General features: G+C 63.2%; 10 protein-coding genes. 7 read left to right on the top strand and 3 right to left on the bottom strand.

Annotation, left to right across the window (positions count from 1 at the left end):
* Positions 1–142 precede the first annotated feature (142 nt).
* The 7 genes from KKP04_RS04085 to speG all read left to right on the top strand — a co-directional run bounded on the left by KKP04_RS04085 (position 143) and on the right by speG (position 7764).
* Positions 143–1663: a replicative DNA helicase gene (locus tag KKP04_RS04085; RefSeq protein WP_215027213.1), complete on the top strand. Its 1521-nt coding sequence runs from the start codon at positions 143–145 to the stop codon at positions 1661–1663.
* Between the two features lie 2 nt (positions 1664–1665).
* Positions 1666–2835, top strand: coding sequence for an alanine racemase (gene alr / locus KKP04_RS04080; protein ID WP_251133893.1), 1170 nt, complete (start codon positions 1666–1668; stop codon positions 2833–2835).
* Positions 2828–4195 carry a DNA repair protein RadA gene (radA, locus tag KKP04_RS04075; RefSeq protein ID WP_215027210.1) on the top strand — a complete coding sequence of 456 codons (1368 nt, stop codon included), beginning with the start codon at positions 2828–2830 and terminating at the stop codon, positions 4193–4195. The genes alr and radA overlap by 8 nt, the downstream gene beginning before the upstream one ends.
* Before the next feature lie 56 nt (positions 4196–4251).
* A complete protein-coding gene (locus tag KKP04_RS04070; RefSeq protein WP_215027207.1) occupies positions 4252–4791 on the top strand; it encodes a CvpA family protein in 540 nt (179 codons plus the stop codon).
* A gap of 58 nt (positions 4792–4849) precedes the next feature.
* Complete coding sequence (gene purF, locus KKP04_RS04065) at positions 4850–6343, top strand: amidophosphoribosyltransferase (RefSeq protein WP_215027204.1); 1494 nt, start codon at positions 4850–4852, stop codon at positions 6341–6343.
* 31 nt (positions 6344–6374) lie between these two features.
* Positions 6375–7118: an SDR family NAD(P)-dependent oxidoreductase gene (locus KKP04_RS04060; RefSeq protein ID WP_215027201.1), complete on the top strand. Its 744-nt coding sequence runs from the start codon at positions 6375–6377 to the stop codon at positions 7116–7118.
* 76 nt (positions 7119–7194) lie between these two features.
* Positions 7195–7764, top strand: a complete 570-nt coding sequence (gene speG, locus KKP04_RS04055) for a spermidine N1-acetyltransferase (protein ID WP_215027198.1) — start codon at positions 7195–7197, stop codon at positions 7762–7764.
* Positions 7765–7787: 23 nt separating this feature from the next.
* On the opposite strand, the gene KKP04_RS04050 is transcribed toward speG, so the two are convergent.
* The 3 genes from KKP04_RS04050 to KKP04_RS04040 all read right to left on the bottom strand — a co-directional run bounded on the left by KKP04_RS04050 (position 7788) and on the right by KKP04_RS04040 (position 11892).
* The gene (locus tag KKP04_RS04050) at positions 7788–9017 is read right to left on the bottom strand and encodes a GNAT family N-acetyltransferase (protein WP_215027195.1); all 1230 of its coding nucleotides are present in this window, start codon (positions 9015–9017) and stop codon (positions 7788–7790) included.
* Between the two features lie 350 nt (positions 9018–9367).
* Positions 9368–10003, bottom strand: coding sequence for an exopolysaccharide biosynthesis protein (locus tag KKP04_RS04045; protein WP_215027191.1), 636 nt, complete (start codon positions 10001–10003; stop codon positions 9368–9370).
* Positions 10000–11892: a PAS domain-containing sensor histidine kinase gene (locus KKP04_RS04040; RefSeq protein WP_215027188.1), complete on the bottom strand. Its 1893-nt coding sequence runs from the start codon at positions 11890–11892 to the stop codon at positions 10000–10002. The genes KKP04_RS04045 and KKP04_RS04040 overlap by 4 nt, the downstream gene beginning before the upstream one ends.
* Positions 11893–12035: the final 143 nt, after the last annotated feature.

The following is a 12035-nucleotide window of genomic DNA, read 5'->3' as shown; positions in this document are numbered from 1 at the left end:
GTCGGGTTGCGGGCCACACACAGTCAAGTCGTGGCTCGATCCGTTAAGGACTCATCCAGCGGAATCATTCCGCTGTGCACGCTCCGCGAATCGCAGGTCGGGCGCCTTCGGGATGGATCGCGAATCGGCTTTCATCGCGCCCATGAGACGTTCCCCCGCCCTTTCCGCCGTTCCTGCCAGGTCCGCCCTGGCGGATAGCATTGAATCCCTGCCCTTCCGACAGGCTCCGCATAACATCGAAGCCGAGCAGGCGCTGCTCGGCGCGGTGCTGATAAACAATGAATCGTTCGATCGCGTGTCCGGCTTCCTTGAGCCGAATCACTTCTTCGAGCCGCTCCATGGCCGCCTGTTCGAGATCATGGGCAAGCTGATTCAGGCCGGCAAGCACGCCTCGCCGATCACGCTCAAGACCTTCTTCGACAACGAGCCGCCCATCGGCGAAATCACCGTTCCGCAGTATCTCGGCCGCCTCGCCGCCGCCGCGACCACAATCATCAACGCGCAGGCCTACGGCCGCACGATCTACGACCTCGCCGTTCGCCGCGAACTCATCCTCATCGGCGAGGACATGGTGAATGTCGCCTACGATTCGCCCATCGAACAGCCGCCGGAACGCCAGATCGAAGAGGCCGAACAGCGGCTTTACGACCTCGCCGACAAGGGCAAATACGGCTCCGGCTTCATGTCGTTCGGCGACGCGACCATCGAGGCCGTCGAGATGGCGGCGCGCGCCTATGAGCGCGACGGCGGCCTGTCGGGCCTCTCGTCCGGCCTGACGGACCTCGACCGCATGATGGGCGGCCTGCAAAACTCCGACTTGCTCGTTCTCGCGGGCCGCCCGTCGATGGGCAAGACCGCGCTCGCCACCAACATCGCGTTCAACGTCGCGAAGGCTTACCGCACACGCCAGAAGGAAGACGGCACCAAAGAGGCCCTCGACGGCGCGGTGGTCGGCTTCTTCTCTCTCGAAATGTCGTCCGAACAGCTCGCGACCCGTATCCTCGCCGAGCAGGCGCAAATCCCGTCAGAGAAGATCCGGCGCGGCAACATCTCCGACGTGGAGTTCCAGCGCCTCCAGCAAGCCGCTATGGAGCTTCAGACGCTGCCACTGTTCATCGACCACACCGGCGGCATTTCCATCGCCCAGCTCGCGGCGCGCGCGCGCCGCCTGAAGCGCCAGAAGGGCCTCGGCCTCATCATCGTCGACTATCTCCAGCTTCTGACCGGCTCGGCGAAGCGCTCGCAGGAAGGCCGCGTGCAGGAAGTTTCGGAAATCACGGTGGGCCTCAAGGCGCTGGCCAAGGAACTCGCGGTGCCGATCATCGCGCTGTCGCAGCTTTCGCGTCAGGTTGAAAACCGCGACGACAAGCGTCCGCAACTGTCGGACCTGCGCGAGTCGGGCTCGATCGAACAGGATGCCGACGTCGTGATGTTCGTCTTCCGCGAAGAGTATTATGTTTCGCGGAAGGAGCCTTCCATGACGAAGGTCGAAGAGCACCAGAAATGGCAGGATGAGATGGATCAGGTGCAGGGCCTCGCCGAGGTGATCATCGGCAAGCAGCGCCACGGCCCGACGGGCACGGTCCGGCTGCAATTCCAGTCCGAAATCACGCGCTTCGGCGATCTGGCCGACGACCGCCGCGTGCCCGAGCGGTACGAATAGGAATGGTAGCGACAGGCATGGACGCGGCATTTTCAGAGGCAGTGGAACGCGCGCTGGCCGCCGCCCCCGCATCCGTCAACGGCGTGCTGGTGATCCGGCTTCCGGCGCTGCGCCGCAACTACCGCCGCGCAAGCGAGGCCTCGCTCAAGGCCGAGACGGCGGCGGTGGTGAAAGCCGACGCGTACGGCCTCGGCATCGAGCCGGTCCTGACGGCGCTGCAAAAAGAAACGGCCCGAACCTTCTTCGTTGCCACGCTCGACGAGGCGCTGGCGCTTCGCGCGCTCGCGAACGACGCCACCATCTACACGCTGAACGGGCTGATGCCCGGCACGTCCGCCGTCTACCGTGACGCGCGTCTGCGCCCCGTTCTGAACAGCTTCGCCGAGGTTGAGGAATGGTCCGCCTACTGCCGCGAACACGAGGCGCGGCTTCCCGCCGCGATCCAGTTCGACACGGGCATGTGCCGCGTCGGTCTCGAACCGGAAGCCGCCGACGCTCTGGCCCAAAAGCCGGAGCTGTTGCAGCCATTCCGCCCGGCCGTGCTGATGAGCCATCTCGTCCGCGCGGACGAGCCGATGCACCCGCTGAACGAAACGCAGTTCAAGCGCTTCGAGGCGGTGACGTCGCTGTTTCCCGGCATCGCGAAGAGCCTCGTCAATTCGTCGGGCTGCCTGCTTCGGCGCAAATACCATCTCGACCTCGCTAGGCCCGGCATCGCGCTCTATGGCGGCAACCCGCAAAAGGTCGAGCCGTCGCGATTCGAGCCGGTCGTCTGGCTGTTCGGGCGCGTCGTGCAGGTGCGCCACGGCGAGGCGGGTTTCACCGTCGGCTACGGCGCGACACAGACGCTGAAGCGCGACAGCCGCATCGCCACCGTCGGCGTCGGCTATGCGGACGGTTATTTTCGGGGCGTTTCCTCATCCGATGACAAGCCGGGCGCGGTCGGCCATATCGGCGACCACGCGCTGCCGCTTCTCGGCCGCGTGTCGATGGACCTCACAACCTTCGACGCGACGGACGTGCCGGAAGCGCTCGTTCATCGCGGCGGCTTCGTCGAATTGCTCGGCGCGAAAACCACGGTCGACGACCTCGCGCGGCTCGCGGGCACCATCGGCTACGAAGTGCTGACCTCGCTCGGACGGCGCTATCACCGGGTCTACGTCGATGAGTAAGGGCGCGGCGGATTACGTCTGCCAATCCTGCGGAGCGGTCTCGCCGAAATGGCAGGGGAAGTGCCCCACCTGTGGCGACTGGAACACACTCGTTCAGGAAAGGGCGGCCGCCTCCGCGCCGGGCGGCGTCGGGCTGAAGGCGAAGCGCCGCGCGAAGGCTTGCGCCGTGGAAAGCCTCGACGCGGAAGGCCGCGACGTGCGCCGCATCTCGTCCGGCATCGGCGAACTCGACCGCGCGGTCGGCGACGGCTTCGCGCAAGGGTCTGCGGTGCTGCTTTCGGGCGAACCCGGCATCGGCAAATCCACCCTCCTGTTACAGGCCGCCGCCGCCATCGCCGAACAGGGCCACAGCGCGCTCTACTTTTCCGGCGAAGAGGCAACCGACCAGATTCGCATGCGCGCCCACCGTCTCGGCCTCGCGAAAGCGCCGCTCGGCCTCGTGGCGGAAACCTGCGTCGAGCGCATCCTCGCCACGATCGAGCAGGGCGCGCCGCCCGATTTCGTCGTCATCGACTCGATTCAGACGCTGTGGACCGAAAGCATCGAGTCGGCGCCGGGCACCGTCAGTCAGGTGCGCGCGAGCATGCAGGCGCTGATTGCGCTGGCGAAGACGAAAGGCCCGGTGATCGTCGTCGTCGGCCACGTGACGAAGGACGGCCAGATTGCCGGGCCGAAAGTGATCGAGCACATGGTCGACACCGTTCTCACGTTCGAGGGCGAGGGCGCGCACAATCTCCGCCTGCTTCGCGCGACGAAGAACCGTTTCGGCGCGTCGAATGAAATCGGCGTCTTCGACATGCATGGCGACGGTCTTCGCGAGGTGTCGAACCCGTCCGAATTGTTCCTCAGCCTCGATCATTGCGACGCGGCGGGAAGCGCGATCTTCGCCGGGATCGAGGGCACGCGCCCGATCCTCGTCGAGGTGCAGGCGCTGCTGGCGCCCTCGCCCTATGCCGCGCCGCGCCGCGCCGTCGTCGGCTGGGACACGAACCGCCTTGCCATGATCCTCGCCGTGCTCGAAGCGCGCTGCGGCGTCAAGATCGGCCCGCAGGACGTTTATCTGAACGTCGCCGGCGGCCTTCGCATCACCGAACCCGCCGCCGACATGGCCGTCGCCGCCTCGCTCTTGTCGGCATTCACCGGCATTGCCTTGCCCCGCGACGCGGTCTATTTCGGCGAGGTGGGATTGTCGGGGGCGCTGCGTCCCGTGCAGCAGATGAGCGTCCGACTGAAGGAGGCGCAGAAGCTCGGCTTCCGCCAGGCTTTCCTTCCATCGGCCGGAGAAATTTCCGCAACAGGGCTTGCCGTGAAATTAACCCGGCTGCCGCAATTGAAAGATTTGGCTACTCTTTTCGCGTAATCCGCCGTAGAAGATGCGTGCGTGAACGGTCGCGATCTGCATGAAAGGGAAGGCTCATGCCGATTCAAGGGCTAGACATCATACTCGTTGGCATCATGATCCTGTCAGGCTTCCTCGCCATGCTGCGGGGCCTGACGCGCGAGATGCTGTCCATCATGTCCTGGGCGCTCGCCGCCATCGTGACGCTGCTCGCCTACTCGCACTTCAAGGACGACGTGCGTGGCATGATCGACACGCCGATGCTCGCGGATGCGACGCTGATCGCGCTCGCCTTCATCACAAGTCTCATCGTTTTCAGCCTTCTTACCGCGAATATTTCGGAGCGCGTGCTCGACAGCCGCGTCGGCGCTGTAGACCGCACGCTGGGCTTCGTTTACGGCCTCCTGCGCGGACTTATCCTCGTGGTTATCGCCTTCCTCATCGTGAGCCAGATCGTCGACCGACAGAACCTGCCGAGATGGGTGCGCGAAGCACGTTCGCTGCCGCTCATTGAAAGCACCGGCGATACCATTAAATCCTTGTTGCCAGACAACCCAGAGTCGCTCTTCAAACGTGACCGGCCAGCTTCGCCCGCGCCCGAAGCTGAACGAGGTTGAGGCATTCTTGAGGGCGCCCATCCGGCCCCGCCGGAGACTGCTAAAAGGACGAAGCCAAGTGGACGAGATTGCCGGCATTCCGCCTTTGCCGACGGAGCCTTTCGGGCTGGCTGACGACAAGTTGCACGAAGAATGCGGCGTGTTCGGCGTTTTCAATCACCCGGAAGCCGCAGCGCTCACCGCGCTCGGTCTCCATGCCCTTCAGCATCGCGGACAGGAAGCGGCCGGCATCGTCACCTTTGACGGCGCGCAATTCCACGCGGAACGCCGCCTCGGCCTTGTCGGCGACCACTTCAACCGCAAGGGCGTGATCGACAACCTGCGTGGCAATATGGCGGTCGGACATGTCCGTTATGCGACAGTCGGCGAAACGGCGCTCCGAAATGTGCAGCCGCTCTTCGCGGACCTCGACATCGGCGGTTGCGCGCTCGCCCATAATGGCAACCTCACCAACGCGCTGACGCTCCGCCGCGAACTCGTCTCCTCCGGCTCTATCTTCCAATCCACATCCGACACCGAAGTCATCGTCCATCTCATCGCGCGAAGTCGCGAGCGCCGCGACGGTTTCATGAGCCGCCTGTTCGATGCGCTCCGCCAGATCGAGGGCGCCTACGCGCTCGCCGCGCTGACCCGAAAACGGCTCATCGGCATCCGCGACCCGCTCGGCATCCGCCCGCTCGTCATCGGCAAGCTCGGCGATGCGACGATCCTTTCGTCCGAAACCTGCGCACTCGACATCATCGGCGCGGAGTTCATCCGCGAGGTCGAAAACGGCGAGGTGGTGGAAATCTCCGATCAGGGAATCGACAGCCATCGCGCCTTTCCGGCGCAACCCGCGCGGCCGTGTATTTTCGAATATATCTATTTCGCGCGCCCCGATTCCATCATGGGCGGCCATTGCGTCTATGACGTGCGCAAGGGCCTCGGCCGCGAACTCGCCCGCGAGGCGCCCGCCGACGTCGATGTCGTCGTGCCGGTGCCGGACTCGGGCGTTCCCGCCGCCATCGGCTACGCGCACGAGGCGCGCATTCCGTTCGAACTCGGCATCATCCGCAATCATTATGTCGGCCGTACCTTCATCGAGCCTGAGCAACGCATCCGCAAGCTCGGCGTAAAGCTGAAGCACAACCCGACGCCGTCGATCAGCGTCGAAGGCAAGCGCATCGTTCTCATCGACGATTCCATCGTGCGCGGCACGACCTCGACCAAGATCGTCTCCATGATGCGTGAACATGGCGCGCGCGAGGTGCATATGCGAATCGCCTGCCCGCCCATCAAATACCCCGACTTTTACGGCATCGACACGCCCGACACCGGGGCGCTTCTCGCGGCGAACCACGATGTGGAGAGCATGCGCCGCATCCTCGGCTGCGACAGCCTCGCCTTCCTTACGGTCGACGGCACCTACCGCGCCCTCGGGCTGCCGCGCCGCGACCCGGACCAACCCCAGTTCACCGACCATTGCTTCACGGGCGATTATCCGACGAAGCTTCGCGATTGGGACGGTCCGGAACCGGGCCAGCGGCATCGCCTTTCATTGATGGCGGTCTGATTTTTTTAGAAACTCATGAACGGTTGAAAACGTGACAACTGAACCTTCCCTGCCGCGCTTCGACGGCAAAGTGGCGCTCGTGACGGGCGCATCTCGCGGCATCGGTCGCGCCATCGCCAAGGCGCTGGCCCTTCAGGGGGCGCATGTGGTGGCGACGGCCCGTACGCAAGGCGCGCTCGAAGAACTCGACGACGAGGTGCGAACCGCTGGCGGCGTGCCGCTGTCGATCATGCCGTTCGACCTCGACAAGCAACTCGGCGAGATCGACACGCTTGGCCCGACGCTTTACCAGCGCTGGCAGAAACTCGACATCTTCGTCGGCAATGCGGGGCTGCTCGGGCCGCTTTCGCCGCTCGGCCACATCAAGGAGGGCGACTGGGCGCTCACGCTTCAGATCAACCTCACGGCCAACTGGCGGCTGATCCGCACGCTCGATCCCGTGCTGAAGCTTTCGCCCGCGGGCCGCGTGCTGTTCATGACCTCGGGCGCCGCGCAGCGATGCCGCGCCTATTGGGGACCGTATTCGGTATCGAAGGCCGCCCTCGACGCGCTGGCAAAGACCTATGCGGCGGAGAACGCATCGACCAATATCCGCGTGAATCTGCTCGATCCGGGCAAGGTGCGCACTCACATGCGCGCGAAAGCCTATCCCGGCGAAGAGCCGAACACGCTGCCCCCGCCGGACGCGCTCGTGCCGCTCGCGCTCTCGCTTCTCACGCCCGAGACGACCGCATCCGGGGAGATCTTCACCTTCGCACCGGAAACGTCGCTCTAACGCATCCACCTCCTTCATCGTGCGGCGTGCCGTCTTACATAAGCGTCAGGCCGCAAGATGAAGAGGAGCCGGTTTCATGGCGTCGAACCGTTCGATGAAGGAGAACAAGCTCGACGTGCGCACCGGCGGGCTTCTCCTGCGCCCGCTGGAGAAAGACGACCTGCTCTTCGTCCATAAGCTCGATAACAATTCGAGCATGATGCACTACTGGTTCGAGGAGCCGTACGAGGCTTACGTCGAGCTTCAGGAGCTTTACGAGAAGCACATCCACGACCAGACCGAACGCCGCTTCGTGGTCGAGGTGGAGGGCCAGCGCGTCGGCCTCGTGGAACTCGTCGAAATCAATTACATCCACCGCCGCTCCGAGTTCCAGATCATGATTGCGCCGGAGTTTCAGGGGCGCGGTTACGCGAAGAAGGCGACGAGCCTCGCGATGCAATACGCCTTTTCGACGCTCAATCTCTACAAGCTCTATCTGGTCGTGGACGCCGACAACGAGAAGGCAATCCACCTTTACGAGCAGATGGGTTTCATCAAGGAAGGCGACCTGATCAAGGAGTTCTTCGTGGAGGGCGAATATCACAACGCCATTCGCATGTGCATCTTTCAGGACCAGTTCTTCCGCGATCACGCGCGAAAGAAGTGAGGCGGCTTGTCATGAGCGCCGCCCTACCGCCGGTCGGGCGCAAGCTCCGCGTAATTCGGGAACTTCTGCAAGCTTTCCTCGCCGCGCGTCGGCTCCAGATAAGGCAGCACGCGCTTCAGGATCGCGTTGGCGACGGGAGAGGTGTGGCGAACATAGAGATCGAGCGGGCGCAACTCGTGGCGCATTTGCAGCTTCGGGGCGTAGCCGAGGCTCGTGCTGACGATCTCCTTGAAGCCGTTCTCGATGGCCCATGAAATCGTGTCGCGCATCACGTAGAAATAGAGGTGAAGCTGTAACGCGATGGTGTAGTCGAGGCCGAGATACTCGCCGTAAAGCGTTTCGCCCTCGATGAGGCAGAGCGAAAACGCGATCACCTTGCCCTCCTGCCGCCAGATAAAGAACCGCGCCTTGTCCGGCATGCGGCGGCCAAGCTCGGCGAAGTATTCCTTCGTGAGCTTCTCGAACTTCATGTCCGACTTCTCGTAAACCTGCTCGTAAAGCGCGAAGATCTGGTCGAGCGCATCGCCTGCGTTGTGGCGCACTTCAAGCTCGATCGGCGCTGATTGCGCCGCTGCCTTGAACTTCTTACGGAATTCAGTACGGCGCTTGCTCTTGATCGCCTTGTTCAGATAGTCGTCGAAGCTCTTGTATGCGGAAATGTCGAGCCGCGTCATCGGCATGCTCGGAACCGCTGTGAAGCCCTTGTCGCGAAACGCCGAAAGCGCCTCGCGATACTCGGCCGGAAACTCTTTCAGCACGATCAGCGACGCCTTCTCGACCCGCGCGAGGCGGACGATATCGGCCGAGAGCAGCTCGGCCTCGCGCGCCCGAGTGGCTTGGTCCTTCGCGGCGAGATGGCCCTCGCCCGCCGCGCAGCCCATCATCAGCGTGCGCATGGTCAGAAAGCGCGGCCATACGCGACGCACGCGGTCGACGAACCCTTTGAGGCGCGCCCCGGAGCCTGCGACCAGATCCTGATCGAGCACAAAGAACGGCTGCACCGCCATCGCGCGGCCCAAGTGGTCGGTCAGCGCAAAATAACGATAGCGGAACTCCGGACAGACCGTGTCTTCCACGATCTCGTAATAGCGGCTGTCTTTCCTCAGATGCGCGAAGGCATTCGACCAGAGCGGCACACCGGCAAGCGACCGGCGCTCGACGATGGAAACGCTACCCTTTGCCCGAAGGTCCAACTCGACGGAACGCACCGCCGGGCCGCGAACATACTCGGCCCGCTCCAATAAACTCGACATGAACAAAACGCCCCACACCTATGCTGGATCGATGGACAAGCCCAATGCGCCATCGAAGTTCCCTCGGTATACCTGCTGTTTAATGATCGGGATGCGAATCGCAAAGCCGAACTTGTCGCAAAACTTAATGCTCTCGCGAGTGTGATGCGCAGCCGGAATGCTTGAGCGCGCATCTGTGAAATCGGCAGAATACGCTGCCGCGACAAGGCGGGCCCCGTTGCCACGAAGACGCGCCCCGCCGCCCGAGCCCGTGGCACCGACACGGCATCGCGCGTTCCCGCGAACGCGCCATAACGCTCCAAACTATTATTCCAGTGGAGTTATTCGCGCGCGCCTGTCAGCGGATCGATCTAAAGCATACCGAGAACGGCCTTGAAGGCCTGGATGCCGAGGGCGAATGCGAGCACCAGATAGAGGATGCCGAGAAAGCCGAGCACCGCGCCGAGGCTCGCCGCCTTGCCGTCCTTTTCGATAATGCCGACCGACATGAAAGCTATGCCGAAAGCAGGCAGGATGTTGCCGAAGGGCATCGGGAGCATGAGGAAGGCGGCGACGATAGCGATGTAGAGCCCAAGCAGCCGCTCGCCGCCATCGCTGACCACCGCGATCCACCGCGGCCGGGCGCGCTTTTCGATCCAGACGAGAAACCGTTCGACGCGGTCGGCAAGGGCTTCGAAGACGTTCGGCGGGATGACCTGCCGGCGCATCACTTGCGGAAGCCACACTTTCTTCCGTCCCGATGCCAGTTGAAGCCCGAGCAGCACGACCGGCGCACCGAGGACGAAGGATATTCCGGGGATCACAGCGTTCGGCAGCGCAAACAGGATCATCAGCACGCCGAAGCCGCCGTCTTCCAGCGCATCGAGCAACTCCCCGACGGTGACGGGTTGACCGCGCTTTTGCTCGGTAAGGCGGCGGACCGCTTGAGAGGTCCGTTCCAGTTCGTCCTCGGGGCCGCTGGAGTCCATCGTTTTCTCCAGTGTCACGCGGCCTCCCGTCCGACAATGTCCTTCTCGTCCTGCACCGGCAGAATGCAAGTTACCGTCGTGCCTTCGCCGACGCGGCTCTTGATGTCGAGCTTGCCGCCATGCATCTCGATCAGCGAACGCGAAATGGCGAGGCCGAGGCCGGTTCCCTTGTGTCCTTTGGTCAACTGGTTGCTCACCTGCTCGAACGGCCTGCCGAGGCGACCGAGGTCGTGTTTTGGAATACCAACACCCGTATCGGCGATTGCGATCCGTATGCTGCCGCGATAGCGATAGGCGCGCAGCGAAACCCTTCCGCCTTGCGGCGTGAATTTGATGGCGTTCGACAACAGATTGATGAGCACCTGTTTCAGCGCGCGTCGGTCGCCGTGAAGCGGAATACCGGTGTTGCCAGACTGGGTCAGTTCGACGCTGCCTTCCATTGCGACGGGGCTGACCACCGAGAGACACTCCTGAAACACATCGCTCATGGTGAACCATTCGGGCGACAGCGTCCAGCGTCCGGCCTCGATCTTGGACATGTCGAGAATGTCGTTAATCATCTCAAGCAGGTAGCGCCCGCTGTTGTGAATGTCCTTCACATAGGATTCGTATTTCGGGTTGCCAATCGGCCCCAGCACGCCGTCGCGCATCATTTCCGAAAAGCCGATGATGGCGTTCAGCGGCGTGCGAAGCTCGTGGCTGACGTTCGCAAGGAATTCGGACTTCGCCTGATTGGCGGCTTCCGCGCGGATTTTCTCCTCGTTGTAGGATTCCGCGAGTTCGCGAAGCTGCCGCGCCTGAATTTCCAGTTGCCGCCGGCTCTGCTCGAAGCCGTCCACCCTCGCTCGCATCTGCTGCTCCCGTTCGAGAACCCGGTGCTGCGTCTGCTTCTGCATGGTGATGTCCGTGCCGAAGCTCACCAGGGTTCCCTCCCCCGTCCAGTATTCGCCGATCTGGAGCCAGGTACCGTCGCCGAGTTGCCGTTCCTGAAGCTGGAACCGGCCCACAACGCCGCGCCCTTCCGGCGGCCGCTGCGCGATAGCCTCCTGCGTTTGCGCCTTTATCGCCTCGTAGGATGTGCCGGGCAGCGCCGCCGCCGCCGACACGCGATAAAGCTGGCGAAACTTCCGGTTGCACAGCACGAGGCGGTTTTCACGATTCCAGATCGCAATGGAAATAGGCAGCGATTCCACGATGTCGGGCAACGACGGAAAGCCCTCCAGTCCTTGCGGGCTTTCGCTTGCGTCTGCGGGGACGAGAAGGCCCTCGAAGGCGGGAGCGCCTTGAGGCGACGAGGAAATTTCTCCTTTGAGCTGGAACGTGCGCCAACCCGTTTCCGCATCCTTGATGCGCACAGGCCAATTGACGCGCTTTTGCGAGGTTTTCAGCGCCTGCGAAATCGACGCATAGAGGAAATCGTCCGGATGGAGCCAATGGCGGAAGTCGCGGAAACTCGCCGGCTGCGCTTCGCCAGCGGTAAAGACGCGGCTCGTATCGCCCGACCATGCGAGATCGCCGGTCACGAGATTCCAGCGAAGGCCCAGCGCTCCCGCCGCGACGACGCCCTGCGCGTGACACGCGATCGCCATGCGCGCCGCCTCGGCACGATCGAGGCTGCGCCGACACATCCACAGGCACGACACCAAAGACAGGGCGGCTGCGCCGATGCAGAACGCCACCACCTCCGGCTCCACCGGCGTCGAGCCGAAGCAGAGGATGGCGAGCAACCCGAGCGCCGCAAGGCCGGTACCGCCGAGCACCGTCAGCAATTGCCGCGTCTCGACGAGGGCGCCCGATGCTTGCGAGGGTGCCCGCGTTGCGTCCGATTTCAGCGAAAGCGCCACCGTGCGCGGCGCATCGACAGCGCGCGCATTGGAAAAGGTCTGGCTCAACTCATGAAGCGCCATGTCTTCCCGCCGGTAGAAAAGCCCCGGAATTAGTCTTAGTCACCTTTATCTTAACATGGGCACGATTAGTTAATAAAGAGTCACCGTTTGTATACCCCTACCGATGCAACCATAAGTATTTCATATACCATCGCGACGACTCG

Source organism: Rhodomicrobium sp. Az07 (genome assembly GCF_018619475.1).
Taxonomy (GTDB): domain Bacteria; phylum Pseudomonadota; class Alphaproteobacteria; order Rhizobiales; family Rhodomicrobiaceae; genus Rhodomicrobium.
The sequence above is the reverse complement of the archived record's forward strand: the minus strand, read 5'-3'. Positions and strand labels throughout refer to the sequence as shown.